Here is a 15144-nt window from a genome sequence, read left to right as displayed (position 1 = left end):
GAAAGGATGTGGAAGAACATGAGCAAACAATTAAACATACCAAAGGAAGAAGGATTGGACCACAGTTTGGCTCTCATACAGGAAGGATATCAATATATTACGAGCCGCCGGACGAAATTCAAGTCGGACCTTTTTGAAACCCGCCTTCTGGGGCAGAAGGTCGTCTGCATTGGCGGACAAGAGGGGGCCGAGCTTTTCTATGACAACGAAAAGTTCGAAAGGAAAGGGGCCGTGCCGAAGCGGATTCAAAAATCTCTTTTTGGAGAAAACGCCATCCATACGCTGGACGGAGAAGCGCATGAACATCGCAAGCTTTTATTTATGTCCTTGATGACGGAAGAAAGGCTGGAGCTGCTTGCCGAACTGACGAGAGAAGAATGGAGGCTCGCAGCGGCCGAGTGGGCGAAGATGGAACAAGTCGTCCTTTTTGACGAGGTACAGCAAATACTGTGCCGGGTGGCCTGCAGGTGGGCAGGTGTTCCGATTGATGCCATTGAGGTTAAGCCGTTGGCCAGAGATTTTATTGCGATGGTCGATGCATTTGGCGCTGTCGGGCCAAGGCATCAGAAAGGGCGCAAGGCGAGAAAGAAGATGGAAGATTATTTTAAAGGGCTGATTATTGAAATACGTCATAGAAGAATAGAGCCGATTGAAGGCACGGCGCTTCACAAAATAGCATGGCATCGCGATCATAAGGAGAAGCATCTGGACGAACATACCGCTGCAGTCGAGCTATTGAATGTCCTGCGTCCGATTGTAGCGATTACGTACTTAGTAACGTTCGGTGCCCTTGCGCTGTTTGAGCATAATGTGTGGAAGGAAAAGCTGCAGAGCGGTGATGAAGAGAGCGTTCAGATGTTTGCTCAGGAAGTGAGACGCTTCTATCCGTTTGCTCCTTTCCTTGGTGCGAAAGTGAAGAATGGATTTGAATGGAAGGGCCATACATTTGAAAAAGGGCAGCTTGTTCTCCTCGATGTATACGGGACTAACCATGATAACCGGCTTTGGGAAGAACCTTATGTGTTCAACCCTGAACGATTCAGGAACTGGAACGGGGGAATGTTTGACCTGATTCCCCAAGGCGGGGGAGATGAGTACACTGGACACCGCTGTCCGGGTGAAATGGCAACCATTCAGGTTATGAAAACAAGCTTTTCGTTTTTAACTAACGAGATGATCTACAATGTACCAGTGGGCCAGGATTTAAGCTACAGTCTTTCTCGAATGCCCACTTATCCGGAGAGCGGGTTCATCATTCAGGGAGTCAGCATAAAAAGCCAAACAACGGTATAAAAAAGAGAAGTAAAGCAGAAAACAGCCCATTTCAGGGCTGTTTTTGTGTGTTTTATAGAATTGAGAGCATCGAGCCTGGATGAAATCAGGACAGGGAGCCATTTACAAGCCGGTTTGGAAGATTTACTTTCCCAAACGAAGAACTTACTGGCCGAAATTCGAAATTTACTGGCCAAACACAGAATCCCTCTGTCCAACTCCTTATTATGTTAACTGCTTATACTCGTGAAAATTCCTCAACCAGATCTCCAAAGCGGTTCAGCGCATTCACGATAGGCTCCGGTGTCGAAAGGTCGACTCCCGTCTTTTTCAAGAGCTCAAGCGGATAGTCGGAGCTCCCGCTTTTCAGAAACTCCAGGTACGCTTCAAGGGTTTTTAAATCTCCTTCAAGGATCTTTGTTGCGAGATGAATGGCAGAGGCAAACCCGGTTGCGTATTTGTATACATAAAACGGACGGTAAAAGTGAGGAATTCGTGACCAGCCATATTTTACTTCCTCATCGAACATTACGGTTTCTCCGTTGTATTCCCTGAACAGCTGTTCATAGACCTGGCTGAAAACCTCAGCATTCAGCGGCTGCCCCTGTTCGGCAAGCTCATGGGTTTTCATTTCAAACTCTGCAAACATGACCTGCGTAAAGAGCGTGCCCTTGAATTGGTCGATAAAATGGTTCAAAAGATGCTTACGGATTTGAGGATTTTCTTCTTTATTGAGCAGGTAATTGATCAGCAGCACTTCATTGACCGTGGAAGCCACCTCCGCCACAAAAATGCTGTAGCCTGCCGTGATCTTCGGCTGATGCTTGTTGGAATAATAGCTGTGCATGGCGTGGCCCATCTCGTGAGCAAGGGTAAACAAGCTGTCCAAATCGTCCTGATGGTTGAGCAGGACAAACGGATGCACACCGTACAATCCGAGGTTGTAGGCACCAGACCGCTTTCCGGGCGTTTCCCGGACATCAATATACCGTGCGTCTTTAAATTCCTTGAGCTTGATCACATAATCACTGCCTAGCGGGGCGAGCGCTTTCAGCATCGTTTGATAGGCTTCTTCATAAGAGATATCCAGCTTGACGCCAGCAACTAGCGGCGTGCTCAAGTCATATTGGCGCAGTTCATCGAGTCCAAGCTTTTCTTTTCGAAGCGCACTGTATTGGTGCATGGAACCGATGTTTTCTTTGGTCGTGCGAATCAGGTTTTCGTACACTTCCTTTCGGACATTATCACCGAACAGTCCTTTTTCAAGAGCGGACGGGTAGTTTCGGATTTCTGCAACGGCTACATTGTTTTTGATGGCCGCCGAAAGCGTCGAAGCAATGGTATTTTTAAGAGATAAGTAAGGCTTGTAGTAAGCTTTGTACGCTTCTTTCCGTACATTGCGGTCCTCATCTTCAATTAATTTGGAATACATGCCCCGTGTCAGTTCTACTTTTTCTCCATCTGGCTTTGTGACCTCGCCAAATTGGATGTCGGCATTGTTAATCATGTTAAATGTACCGCTTGGGGAAGAGAGAGCTTCTCCGAGGCGGGAGACAACCTGTTCCTGCTCTTTGCTCAGGATATGGGATTTGTAGCGGAACGAATCAAATAGATCTTCTTCAAAATAGCGCAGTCCTTCTTCTTCTGCGATGTACGCTTTTAGTTGTTCCTCGTCGAGGCTTAAAAGGAAAGGCATGAAGAAGGAGGTAGCCGAACTGATTTTTACCCCGGCATGCTTGGCCCGGTCGAGCAGAGACTGAGCTTGGGAATCACGGGTATCGACATCCACGCTCAGCATGGCATAGACATAAACCTTGTTAAACATGAGAGAAAGGCTTTCCTGCTTTGTAAGAAACTCCAGCAGGGATTTTGCAGAATTAATGTTTCCATCATAATTCTTTAATTCTTGGGCTTGTTCTTTTACCGTTTCGAAATCCTTCTCCCATTCAGGAAGGGAAGGGTAAATATCGTTCAGGTTCCACTTTTCTTGAACGGGTACCTCTTTTCTTGATAGGTAGGTTGTCATAAACATAGCTCCTTCTCCTGTAAGTTATCCTTATTCCTTTAAGTGTATTATAGGCAGGGCAAAATGAGTATCAATATGCTGAATGAGTGTGGGGAAATGTAAGAAAAGCCGGCCGGAACCGTAAAAATTACAGTACCGTATGAGCCGGCTGACGCTTTTCAATAATCTCTTTAATTTTTACAATGGCCTCGCTGCTGTTTTGGACACGCAGGTTGATCCGTTTATTCTCATCATAATTATTTTCATGAAATTCGTATCGTGGATCGTAATAATGCTCCAATAGCAGTCGGACCGCAGCATGATAGTTTCCGCTCTTCAAATCTTCTTCAATTTGGGCAGCAATCGGAGTATGAATTCTCCGTTTAATACGCATGAAAGCTTCCAGGCATTCCTCGTGATGCTCCCATGGAAGGTAATCCTCCAAAATATGGTTCACGCGTTCGCTGATCGGCATGTCGATAAAAATATGCAAGCCCTTTTGTTTCTTCTGAGACACAAACCCGGGCAGAACCACCTTGCCCACTCGTTTGCTTTCGGCTTCCATCAGGATATAAGGTGAAGATTTAAGCTTGTCCAACTCATGAAAGAGAAGGGATTCGAACATTTTTTGGTTGTTGGGCTCAAGGCCGATCTCACCAAAAATCGAACCTCTGTGGCCGGCAAGGCCTTCCAGGTCCAAAACCGGATACTCTTGTTTCGCCAATTCCTGGAGAATCAAAGTTTTTCCTGTTCCAGTATTTCCGTGCAGGACATAAGCTTCGGGTGTAAAATCGATAGCATCAAGCTGTTTGACAATCCATTGCCGATAAGTACGAAAGCCCCCTTGCAGGCGTTGCGCATGAATCCCCATAAGATCGAGTACAGTTGCTGCCGTCCGGCTTCTCATGCCCCCGCGCCAGCAAAACACGGCTTTTGGACCGTCGATCGCGGCAAAGGTTTTAATGAAATGAGGAAGCTTGGCCGAAAAGATTTCAAGCCCTCGTTCTTTAGCCGCTTCCGAGCTCTTCTGTTTATAGATGGTTCCCACTTCTGCCCGTTCTTCGTCATTAAAAAGGGGAATGTTCAAACTTCCCGGTATGGTGGAATCTTTATATTCCGATGGAGACCGCACATCGATGAGAGTAATCTCATTATTATTGTAAGCAGCCATTAATTCTTCGATTGCAATATCTTGAAACACTGGCTTTTCCGCCTTTCTTTTTAAAACGTCTATTTAATATTATAAAATATTTTTACATAAAATGCATGTTCGCCCGCATGACAATCCTTTATCTGTCAAAAAACTAATTGCTTGTGATATAATGAGGGGTGTTGAATAAAGACTGTAAATAGTTAAGGTGGGGATAAAATGTCTCAAATAAATCATTCTGTTCAACAAGGGCGTTCCAGAAACAAGGAAGCCATCTGGGCTCTTGTTATTTTTTTGATAGTGGCCGCAGCGGGTCTTCTCTATGTGAAGTGGTGGCCGTACCTTCAAAAAGCCATTAGTTCATCTGCTACACATACCATTGGGCCATCCATATTGGGCGATCAGTCAGCTTCAAGTTCGCCATGGGCATCTGCCTGGGATTATGCGAAGGTTTATTTTCTGTCAGTATGGAAAGCCGCCGCACTCGGAATTCTTTTAGGTTCTTTGATACAAGTGCTTCTGCCTTCAAGGTGGCTGCTTAAAGTACTGGGAAAAACAACGTTTGGTAGTACGGTTGCTGGAGGACTGGCATCTATTCCGGGCATGATGTGCACGTGCTGTGCTGCCCCGATGGCAGTCGGCATGCGCAAAAAGAAAGTCTCCATCGGCGCAAGCATAGCGTTCTGGCTGGGCAACCCGACCATCAACCCAGCAACCTTAATTTTTATGACTTTTGTGCTGTCATGGAAATTTACGGTGCTTCGTCTGGTCTTCGGACTCATCCTTGTATTTGGTGTCAGTTATCTTGCCAACCGATTTGCTAAAGACGCTGAACCCGTGAATTTGGAAGATGTACCGGAAAGTGAGACCTTTGAAGAGGAGCAGGGACCATTTTTCACAAGATGGATGAAGAGCCTTGGAGCCATGCTGCTTCATATCGGTCCAGCGTATATTCTTTCCGTCCTATTGCTTGGTGCTGCCCGAATTTGGCTGTTTCCGCAGCTAAGTGAAACGGCGTCAAACAGCTTGTTTGCGATCATCGGTTTTGCGCTCGCCGGAATGCTGTTTGTGATTCCGACGGCTGCTGAAATTCCAATCATTCAGACATTCATGCTTGTCGGGTTGGGAGAAGGACCGGCCGCGGCCTTGCTCATTACGCTTCCTGCGCTCAGCCTGCCTTCATTGTTGATCGTAGCTCGCTCCTATCCAAAGCGTGTGCTTGGGTTTGTTACAGCTTCAGTAGTGGTTTTGGGAGTACTGAGCGGCATTGCAGGTATGCTTTTCCTTTAAGGTTTTTTTGTCACCTCTTTTGCTCTTGCAAGTAGTTGATTTCCGTTCCAACCTTTAGAATTCTAACGATAAAAGGCCATCGCTGAATAAGTGGTGGTTTTTTAATATCCGAAAAGCCCATTCACTTTTTTCTGGAAACTGTGATATACTAACAGCAACAAAAAGAAGGAGGTATCCAATTAGACACGATGTGGAACTAATCCCTTTGTCGATCATGAAATTTGATTGCATGGCAAAAGAGCTCTGCGGCTGCGGAGCGGGATGGGATACGTCTGTCTATGGATATACTCGGGATTCGGTTTGTCCGTTTGTGTTACGAAGCGGGAGGTAGTCCGTTGTATTTCTTGTATCTTTTTTCGCTTGGCTGAGACCGCAGAAGCTTCTGCGGTCTTTTGTGTATTCAAATTTCATATGTCCACTTAAGCCTGTAAATGATGATACAAAGCGGTGATCGTATGGAACTCATTAAATGTTATGAAGTACAAAAGGAATTCGGTGAGCAGAAAGTGCTCAGCAATGTAACGATGGAGATTGGCCAACACGAAAAAATAGGGCTCGTCGGGGCAAATGGTGCGGGAAAGACCACGCTCGCGAATATTATTTTCGGATCCATGCAGCAGGATGGGGGCACGGTAACAAGGTTTAAAAATTCGCTGAAGGTCGGCTATCTTAAGCAATCCACCTCTTATACAGCAAATACGCTGACAGACATGGCCAATGAACAGAAGGATTTTCTTCAGAACACAAGCCGCCTCGGACTCCAAAAAGTGAATGAATGGAATGAAGAAAGGTATGAGGGTTTAAGTGGCGGAGAGAAGACCAAGATGGCCATCGCTCATATTTGGTCCGATAATCCGGATATTTTGATTCTTGATGAGCCGACCAACCATCTTGATTTTCAAGGAGTGGAATGGCTGATCAAGGAGCTGAAATCGTTTCAGGGAGCCGTGCTGATTATATCCCATGACCGGTACTTCCTGGATCAAACCGTGGAGCGGATCGTTGAATTAATGGATGGCCAGTCTCATGATTTCATCGGGAATTATACCGAATATCGCAAAGAAAAGGAACGACGGTATCAGGCACAGCTCCATGATTACGAAAATCAGAAAAAATATGAGCAAAAAATTCAGGAAGAGATCAGCCGTCTGAACAACTGGTCCTCCAAAGCCCACAAGGAAGCCGGTAAAACCGGAAAGATGGCGGATATGCGCGGGACAAAGGAATTTTACAGAAGCAAAGCGAAGAGCATGGATAAACATATCAAATCCAGAATTAAACGGCTGGAAAATTTGGAGCTTGAAGGTGTCGAGCGTCCAAAAGAGGAAGCGAAGATCCAATTTGGGTGGGAGGATCCCGAAAAGCGGGGGAAACGTTTGGCGGCGGCATCCGACATCTCAAAATCCTTTGGAGAGAGGCTCCTGTTCCAAAACAGCTCTTTCTATATTCAACGCGGGGAACGGATTGGCTTAACAGGGCCGAACGGATGCGGAAAAACAACGTTCCTTAACATGCTGACAGGAAAGGAAACTTCAGATTCGGGCGACCTTTGGATCAGTCCCACAGCGAAAATCGCGTATCTGACCCAAGACGTGACGGATCTTAAACCTGAAAAGACAGTGCTTTCCCTCATACAGGATCTCTTTGAAATTCGGTCAGAGGCAGCGAAAGCGAGAACACTTCTGGCCAATATGGGATTTCATGAAAATATGCTGAAACAGCCCATCAAGACGCTAAGCCTTGGTGAACGAATGCGTGTGAAGCTCGCGCTGCTGATCCTGCAGCAGCATGATCTGCTCATTCTTGATGAGCCCACCAATCATCTGGACCTGGCGAGCAGGGAGCAATTGGAGGAAGCACTGCTTTCATTCAGCGGCACTTTGCTGGTTGTGTCACATGACCGCTTTTTCCTCGAAAAAACATGTGAGAAGCTGTTGGTTTTCCGTGACCAAACCATTGTCAAAACGGAAGAAGGATTTAAGGAATATATTGAGGGGAAGCGTCAAAGCCCTCGTATTAAAAAGGAAACAAACGATGAAAAAGAGGAAAGGAAAATGGTCATTGAGACTCGGATCACAGCCATATTGGGGGAACTCAGTGTGCTAGTGCCCGGTCAAAAGGAATATGTGCAATTGGATGAGGAATTTAAAGAATTGATGGCTGAAAAAAGAAAGCTTCAATAAGCCTGGGCGCCTGCCCGGGCTTTTTTTAATCGGACGGCAACGGCTTCTTTAAAAAGGTCAAATGATCCGATACAGTAATCACTTCATCGTGATATTCTGAATCCTTTGTTTGCCAGGAGATGTAAAACTCCGTGTTGTGGAACCACTGTTTGATTTCCTTGTTGGAGGTGCTTTTTGTATATAGCAGTACATTGGCCTCATAGATATCTTGATCGTTTACGTTCTTCCAATAAGATCCGGTCACGTAGTTTTTTCTGGGGATGCTCCTCCGGATGATAAAAGGATTTATGTCAAGGTCTTTGATTAAATCTCGGTTCACAATTTTGATTTTCAAGATGAGCCTTCTGTAATCTTTAGCTTTGTACTTAAGACCTGCTTCTATAACTTCCTTTTCGGATAAAGGGCGAACCTCAAATGTTGGCATTGAAAAGGGTTTAATCAGCTTGGGAACTTCACAAGAAGTTAAAAGGGTGCTTAACAGAGCAAGCAGTACGATTATTTTCAACCATCTCTTCATACAAACTCTCCCTTTTCAGTGGAAATAAGTTTCTAATTATTCTATTGTCTAAAATCGTGCTTATGACAGAGAATACCAATGAAAAAAAGAAAATGTTATGAAAATGTGACAGATAATGCAAGTTATTTAATGTTACATAATCATATGTTAAAATGATGTTAAGTAACATAAAATAAGGTGATGACTAATGGAATATGTAGAAGCGTTACGGGATGTTAAACAGATCAACATGATGAAAAGGTATTTGAAGAAGCATTCGGAGAGGGATTATGTTCTGTTCGTCTTTGGCATCAATACCGGCCTTAAGATTACCGAGATGCTGGAAATCAAGGTAAAAGAGGTAATGGAGGAAGGCAAGATGCTCGACTTCTTCCGGCTACCAGGCAGCAAAGCAGAAATTTATCTCAACCAAAAAGTGAAGAACGCGCTGCTCCACTATATTGAAGCCAGTGACCTTTCGGGAGACAGCTTCCTTTTCTCGTCAAGAAAAACAAAGCTTCCGATTACCCGCCAGCAAGCATACCGGGTCATTCATCAGGCCGCTGAAGCTGTGGGAGTCAAGGGGAAGATCGGAACCAACTCGATGAGAAAGACCTTCGGCTACCACGCGTACCGACGGGGAGTAGCGATATCCTTGCTGCAAAAGCATTTTCACCATGCAACTCCCTCGGAAACGCGTAAATACCTTGGCATCCAAAAAGATGAAAACATCCGTACCACAATTGATGTCAATCTGTAGTGTATTGCCTTAACTGTGTTACACCATTACAAGGAGGAATGAAATTGGATATTCGAGAGGGCGAGTTACCGGGTATTGGACGGAAATTTGAGATTATTACTAAAGCGGGAGAAAAAATTGTGGTTGTTATTCATGATGACGGGCGGCGTGAGCTGTACCATTTTGACTCCGATCATGAAGAAAGCATCTCAAGTGTGACTTTTAATGATTCGGAGGCACGGCAGATTGCTTCCATCATTGGTGGTATGGTCTACAAGCCACAGGCAATCGAAAGCATGGAAATGGCGCTTGAAGGCCTGGTCATTGAGTGGTATAAGGTTGAAGCTCAAGCGTCGGCTATCGGTGCAACGATCGGCGGAATCGATATTCGCAACAAGTATAATGTTACCGTCATTGCGATGTTAAAGAAGAACATGAAAAAGCTGTTCAACCCTGGCCCGGAAACCTTTATTGAGGCAGGGGACATGCTGGTTCTGTCCGGAGAAAGGCATGATTTGAAAAAGCTGATCAGTGATCGATTATCTACTTAAGGGGTGATAACTATTGGATCATTTAGTATTTGAAGTCGGAACGGCTCTGTTATTGGTAGCATTTGCGGCCATCATTGCAGGCAAGCTCAAGTTTTCCATCATCCCGTTTCTGATTATCATCGGAATGCTTGTCGGACCGCATGCGCCGCACATTGGTGTGATTAGCCTGAAATTTATCGAAAGTGAAGAGATCATTGCGTTTCTTGGCAGGATCGGCGTATTGTTCCTGTTATTCTACCTGGGCCTTGAATTTTCAGTGAAAAAGCTCGTGAAGTCCGGAAGATCCATTGTGGTCGGAGGAACCATCTATATTGCGATTAATTTCACAATGGGTGTATTGTATGGAATGGTTATGGGCTTCCCGCTGCTGGAAGTTTTGATCGTTGCAGGGATTATCACGATTTCTTCGAGCGCGATTGTTGCAAAGGTTCTTGTTGATCTCCGCCGGACGGGTAACAAGGAAACCGAATTGATCCTGGGAATTATCATGTTCGAAGATATCTTCCTCGCCGTCTATCTGTCCGTTGTATCCGGGCTCGTATTGGGTGACTCCACCTCGCTCGGGGGCTCTGTTATCTCCATTTTAACTGCACTTGGTTACATGCTCTTGTTTTTCATCGTCGCCAGAAAAGCGACGCCGCTGCTCAATAAATTATTAAACATTTCCTCTAATGAAATCTTTATCATTGTTGTGTTTGCCGTATTGTTCTTTGTTGCTGGTTTTTCAGAAACCATTCATGTCGCAGAAGCCATTGGTGCATTGCTCCTGGGTCTGGTCTTTTCAGAGACCGAGCATAGCGACCGCATCGAACACCTTGTTGTTCCATTTAGGGATTTCTTTGGAGCCATCTTTTTCTTCAGTTTTGGACTGAGTATTGATCCGTTCGCCCTTGGAGGAGCGGTGTGGCTCGCGTTGGGTGCAGTTTTCATTACCATCCTTGGTAACTTTATCGCAGGAATGATTGCCGGAAGGAGAGCCGGTCTTTCGCATAAAGCGTCAGCGAACATTGGATTGACCATCGTTTCACGAGGCGAATTTTCCATTATTATGGCCAACCTGGGTATCGCTGGAGGCCTCATGCCAATGTTGAAACCATTCTCCGCGCTGTATGTCCTGATCCTTGCAATTCTTGGTCCGCTCATGACAAAGGAATCGAAAAAAATCTACCTCTTTTGCGATAAAATCTTTAAATGGAGTAACAAACAAGAGAAAAAGAAAGCAGAACCATCCTCTTCTTAAGGGAAGGGAGCGAGAAGTGAAAAAGAAAGAGGAAAGCCTCCATGCTTTCCTCTTTCTTTTTTGTTTTGTGAAATGGGGGTAGAAAAAATAGGTAAATTCTGTTGTTTTAATAGTCACAATAGTGTATGAAACACAGTATGATATAGTGTACGATATACAGTATCGTTAGTCGTACAACATTAAGTAACAAAGAAATGAGGTGTCCTGTGACATTACTTCAATCTTTAACAACAGAACTAAGAAGAGGAACACTTACACTGGCCGTTCTTAGTCAGCTCCGGAAACCGCAGTATGGCTATTCTCTCGTACAATCGTTGGAAGCATCAGGAATCAGCATTGATCAGAGCACATTATATCCATTGCTTCGCAGACTGGAGAAGCAAGAGCTTGTCACTAGCAGCTGGGACACATCAGAAAGCAGACCGCGCAAGTATTACGTGTTAAGCGAGTATGGAACGGAGATCCTTCAGCAGCTGAAAGAAGAGTGGAAGAAAACATCAGATGAACTTTCGATATTGTTAAAAGGAGAGGAAGAGGATGAATCTGATTGAGCTTTACATTCAAGAAGTGACCCGCCGGCTTCCGGAAAAAAGCAGAAAAGATATTGGGTTGGAACTTCAGTCAACCATCGAAGATATGCTTCCTGAAGATTTTACGGAGGAGGATGTAAAAGAGGTATTGAAAAAGCTCGGAAATCCTGCTGTGCTGGCAAGCGGATACCGTGATCGTCCACAGTACCTCATCGGACCGGAAATCTATGATATTTATATTTCGCTGTTAAAAATGGTTCTTCCCATAGCAATAACCATTTCCGTTATGGCATTGGTGGCAGAGAAGGTAATGGGCTATTCGGGCAACGAATCGGTCATGCAAGTGATCCTTTCCGTAATCGGAAAAGGGATATGGAATGCCATCTCCACCGGTATGCAAGTGTTTTTCTGGATTACACTGGTCTTTGCGATCCTTGAACGTACCGGTACAGGTATTGCCCAGTATTCGATGACAACATGGCGGAAAGAATGGAAGCCGGAAGATTTAAAGGATATCCCATATGTCCCAAAGAAAAAAGCCATCACCAGATGGGAGGTCTCAGGAAGTGTGATCTGGACGGCGATTTGGGGAAGCCTTTATTATTACGCATCAAATTTGGTTGGTGTTTATAGAAGCGGGGACAACGGGCTCGAACTGACCACTCCAGTCTTTAATGAACACGTTCTTCACTCATATTGGCCGCTGGTGGTCATTGCCATATTGTTGGAACTCCTTTTGGCGATCTCCAAATTCAGGATAGGAAAATGGACGATGCGATTGGCCTTTTTCAATCTGAGCACCCAGTTCATCGCCTTTGTCATATTAATCATCATCTTTACCAATAACCAAATTTTTGCCACAGCGTTCATGGATTTATTGTCCATTGTTTCTGCGGGACAAAAGGAACTGATCGGTGCTGTAATTATCATCTTCGGTATATCTGCTGCCATCGATGTATTCAGTGGATTCAGGAAAGCAAGAATTTAAAATGAAAAAAGTCAGGAGCCTTTCATGAGCTTTCTGACTTTTTTGGTTTACCATGTGATTATAAAAGGCAATCACAGTGGAGATAAGCTTTAGTTTCGTGATTTATTTAAAGGGTATGAATACCATATATATCAAGATGACGAAAGGGATTCTGTTTCATGTGGTTCTTTGGTATTTTACTCGTGATTTTATCGATATTCTTTGTCCTTTATGAGGAGTTGTTTTTAGCTGGGGCTTCATTTTTATTTGGTTTATTTGAAATAGTGAAAAGTAAATTCAGATAAAATTCTTTACAGGTAAGGGGAGGATACCATGGAAGGTGAGCAGTTTGTACATAATAATTATTTAACACGAAATGTTTGGTCGGGTGTGTTTTTTGGCCTTGGCCTGATTGCCTTTATTGATGAAGGGGTATTTCATCAACTGTTGCACTGGCATCATTTTTATGCTAAATCCACCTTGGAAGTCGGCCTTGTGTCTGATGGTTTTTTTCATGCGTTCAGCTGGTTTGCTACAATTGCAGGACTGTTTATGGTAGCGGATCTCCGCCGGCGCCGAGTGTGGATCGTCAAACGGTGGTGGGGCGGCGTTCTTTTGGGTGCCGGCCTTTTCCAGCTCTATGATGGTCTGATTCAGCATAAAATATTTGGTCTGCACCAGATCCGTTATGTGGATAATGTTATCTATTATGACTGGGTGTGGAATGTGATAGCCGTCATCATGATTGCAGCAGGAGGGATGCTCCTGAAGGCGACCGGCAAAATGCCTCAGAATAAAAGGGAGAAGAAGGTCCATGGAGCATGAGCATTCGTTTCTCTGGAATTCAGGAGATACACTCATTCTGTTATTAGCCGGGATCATTTGGACAGGCTACTTTATGGCCGGTATTGTATCAAACAGACATAGGAGCCTTCAAAAGTGGCCTCGTTACCGGTATGTGTTATGGACTGCTGGAATCCTTTGTGCCGGAGCAACGGTGGTTGGGCCTCTTCAGAAGCTTGCTCATCATGATTTCACCTTACATATGGCGGGGCACTTGCTTTGGGGCATGCTGGCACCACTGCTAATCGTGCTCGCTGCGCCAATCACCTTGATGCTGCGTACACTTCCGGTTTCTATGGGCCGGCGTTTGTCCCGGCTCTTGCAGCTTACCTATTTTCATTGGGTTATCCATCCTGTTATGGCTGCCCTTTTGAACACCGGTGGACTTTGGCTTTTATATACAACAGATTTATTTATGTTAATGCATAAGAAAGTTTGGATTAACCTTTTGATCCATTTCCATGTGTTTATGGCAGGTTTTGTCTTTACAATGTCCTTCATTTACATTGAACCCGTTTCCCGCCGCTATAGTTTTAAGTACCGTGCGATTGTTTTAGTGACAGCGCTTGCGGGGCATGGCATTTTGTCCAAATATTTGTATGCCCATCCACCTGCAGGGATAGAGAAAACGGATGCGGAGACCGGCAGTATGCTGATGTACTATGGCGGGGATGTGATTGATGCATTGCTGATCATCGTATTTTGTTATCAATGGTATCAAGCAGCCCGCCCACGGGTATATGAAAATTTCCCTTCTCAGCAAAAGGAGGCAAAAACAAGACTGCCATAACCCACATTGGATTAGCGGTGCCGATTTGGAAGGTGCCATCAAATGGTATGAAGAAGTATTGGGCTTTACGCTGCTCGAAGGACCCTACATGTTTAACGCAAAGACCGCCGGAGAGCCAAACATGACGAATGATGTATTAGGTGCGCATATCAAAAAAATGAAAAACGCCCATCTGATGTCTGAAAATCAAGTGGGCATTGAGCTGTTTGAATTTGTGGAGCCAAAAATGCCGGAAACTAAAAACGGGGTATACAGCGGTTTTTTTCATGTGTGTGTCATAGCGGAAGACCTTGAACAAAAGGCGGAAGAGATTGTTGCCGCTGGAGGGAAGAGACGCAGTGACAGATGGAATACATGGAAAGGGAAACCGTACCACCTGATCTATTGTGAAGATCCTTATGGAAATATTATCGAATTGTACAGCCACTGTACGGCCGTGATGTATGCCAATAAAGACGGATAAAAAAGAGCCCGCAACGTTAGTAGCGGGCTGTTTTTTTTTATGCGTGGATTGCTTCTGGCATTTCCATGTGAAGCGGTGGAGGGATCAACCATCCTTTTTCTTTCATGATACGAAGAAGTCGAACTCCATATTGGGCTTTTGCCATGTGAAATTGGCCAAACATCGCTCCAATGTCTTCACGGATGGATTGTCCCATAATCTGGCTGCATGCAACAAGTCCGGCTGCACCATCCTTGGCAACAGATGCTGCAATTTCCGCGTCATTAAAACGGGCACCGGCAGGAATGCTTTCCAAGGATGCAGTTGGACGTTCAGGTGGAGCTGGAGGCAAGGCGATACCGTTAGCTTTTAAGATTTTTTCCACCTGTTCAATTTCTTGTTTCATGGCTTGAACAGAATCTTCCAGGAATTTTTTCAAATCACCGTCACCGGTATGGTTGATCAGTGTTTCGTATCCTGCGACATATCCCTTATTTCCTGCAAGATAGCTCCATAATGCGAAAACTTCTCCGTAATGCATTGGTTCATTTTGTGGATTTCCGCTTAAAATGCCCATGATTGTCCTCCCCATAGAGATCAAATTAGTTGCACGCAATGTGGACCACCCTTTCTGTTTCGTCGTTTG

Annotated in this window: 15 protein-coding genes; 11 read left to right on the top strand and 4 right to left on the bottom strand. The window is 44.8% G+C overall.

Annotated features, from left to right (window positions below; all coding sequences use genetic code 11):
• Positions 1-18 precede the first annotated feature (18 nt).
• The gene (locus DMO16_RS09655; RefSeq protein WP_129477090.1) at positions 19-1293 is read left to right on the top strand and encodes a cytochrome P450; all 1275 of its coding nucleotides are present in this window, start codon (positions 19-21) and stop codon (positions 1291-1293) included.
• 217 nt (positions 1294-1510) lie between these two features.
• Here the strand turns inward: DMO16_RS09655 and pepF are convergent, their stop codons facing one another.
• Together pepF and mnmH are read right to left on the bottom strand one after the other, a co-directional pair.
• Entirely contained in the window at positions 1511-3298 is a 1788-nt protein-coding gene (gene pepF, locus DMO16_RS09650; protein ID WP_129477087.1) for an oligoendopeptidase F, read from the bottom strand.
• 127 nt (positions 3299-3425) lie between these two features.
• Positions 3426-4478, bottom strand: coding sequence for a tRNA 2-selenouridine(34) synthase MnmH (mnmH, locus tag DMO16_RS09645; protein ID WP_129477085.1), 1053 nt, complete (start codon positions 4476-4478; stop codon positions 3426-3428).
• Between the two features lie 168 nt (positions 4479-4646).
• Here mnmH and DMO16_RS09640 point away from each other — a divergent pair, with 168 nt between their 5' ends.
• Positions 4647-5717, top strand: a complete 1071-nt coding sequence (locus DMO16_RS09640; protein ID WP_061967967.1) for a permease — start codon at positions 4647-4649, stop codon at positions 5715-5717.
• A 455-nt stretch (positions 5718-6172) separates the two neighbouring features.
• Complete coding sequence (abc-f, locus tag DMO16_RS09635; RefSeq protein WP_061967972.1) at positions 6173-7900, top strand: ribosomal protection-like ABC-F family protein; 1728 nt, start codon at positions 6173-6175, stop codon at positions 7898-7900.
• A 25-nt stretch (positions 7901-7925) separates the two neighbouring features.
• Here the strand turns inward: abc-f and DMO16_RS09630 are convergent, their stop codons facing one another.
• Positions 7926-8417 (bottom strand): hypothetical protein, encoded by a 492-nt coding sequence (locus DMO16_RS09630; RefSeq protein WP_129477083.1) that lies wholly within the window; start codon positions 8415-8417, stop codon positions 7926-7928.
• A gap of 187 nt (positions 8418-8604) precedes the next feature.
• Between DMO16_RS09630 and DMO16_RS09625 the strand changes: the two genes are divergently transcribed.
• From DMO16_RS09625 to DMO16_RS09590, 8 genes are all read left to right on the top strand, one after another.
• Complete coding sequence (locus DMO16_RS09625; protein WP_061967977.1) at positions 8605-9156, top strand: tyrosine-type recombinase/integrase; 552 nt, start codon at positions 8605-8607, stop codon at positions 9154-9156.
• Between the two features lie 44 nt (positions 9157-9200).
• Positions 9201-9686, top strand: a complete 486-nt coding sequence (locus DMO16_RS09620) for a cation:proton antiporter regulatory subunit (RefSeq protein WP_061967979.1) — start codon at positions 9201-9203, stop codon at positions 9684-9686.
• A 13-nt stretch (positions 9687-9699) separates the two neighbouring features.
• Positions 9700-10926 carry a cation:proton antiporter gene (locus tag DMO16_RS09615; RefSeq protein ID WP_061967982.1) on the top strand — a complete coding sequence of 409 codons (1227 nt, stop codon included), beginning with the start codon at positions 9700-9702 and terminating at the stop codon, positions 10924-10926.
• 206 nt (positions 10927-11132) lie between these two features.
• Positions 11133-11477 carry a PadR family transcriptional regulator gene (locus DMO16_RS09610; RefSeq protein WP_240482193.1) on the top strand — a complete coding sequence of 115 codons (345 nt, stop codon included), beginning with the start codon at positions 11133-11135 and terminating at the stop codon, positions 11475-11477.
• Positions 11464-12444, top strand: a complete 981-nt coding sequence (locus DMO16_RS09605) for an HAAS signaling domain-containing protein (protein ID WP_129477081.1) — start codon at positions 11464-11466, stop codon at positions 12442-12444. The genes DMO16_RS09610 and DMO16_RS09605 overlap by 14 nt, the downstream gene beginning before the upstream one ends.
• Before the next feature lie 312 nt (positions 12445-12756).
• The gene (locus DMO16_RS09600) at positions 12757-13248 is read left to right on the top strand and encodes a DUF2243 domain-containing protein (RefSeq protein ID WP_129477079.1); all 492 of its coding nucleotides are present in this window, start codon (positions 12757-12759) and stop codon (positions 13246-13248) included.
• Entirely contained in the window at positions 13238-14056 is an 819-nt protein-coding gene (locus tag DMO16_RS09595) for a cytochrome c oxidase assembly protein (protein ID WP_129477077.1), read from the top strand. The genes DMO16_RS09600 and DMO16_RS09595 overlap by 11 nt, the downstream gene beginning before the upstream one ends.
• Positions 14007-14519 (top strand): VOC family protein, encoded by a 513-nt coding sequence (locus DMO16_RS09590; protein ID WP_241840512.1) that lies wholly within the window; start codon positions 14007-14009, stop codon positions 14517-14519. Before DMO16_RS09595 ends, DMO16_RS09590 begins: the two co-directional genes overlap by 50 nt.
• Positions 14520-14556: 37 nt before the next feature.
• Here the strand turns inward: DMO16_RS09590 and DMO16_RS09585 are convergent, their stop codons facing one another.
• The gene (locus DMO16_RS09585; RefSeq protein WP_061967994.1) at positions 14557-15075 is read right to left on the bottom strand and encodes a DUF3231 family protein; all 519 of its coding nucleotides are present in this window, start codon (positions 15073-15075) and stop codon (positions 14557-14559) included.
• Positions 15076-15144 lie beyond the last annotated feature (69 nt).

The sequence above is a fragment of the Fictibacillus sp. S7 genome, from assembly GCF_004127935.1.
GTDB classification, from domain to species: domain Bacteria; phylum Bacillota; class Bacilli; order Bacillales; family Fictibacillaceae; genus Fictibacillus_C; species Fictibacillus_C enclensis.
The sequence above is the reverse complement of the archived record's forward strand: the minus strand, read 5'-3'. Positions and strand labels throughout refer to the sequence as shown.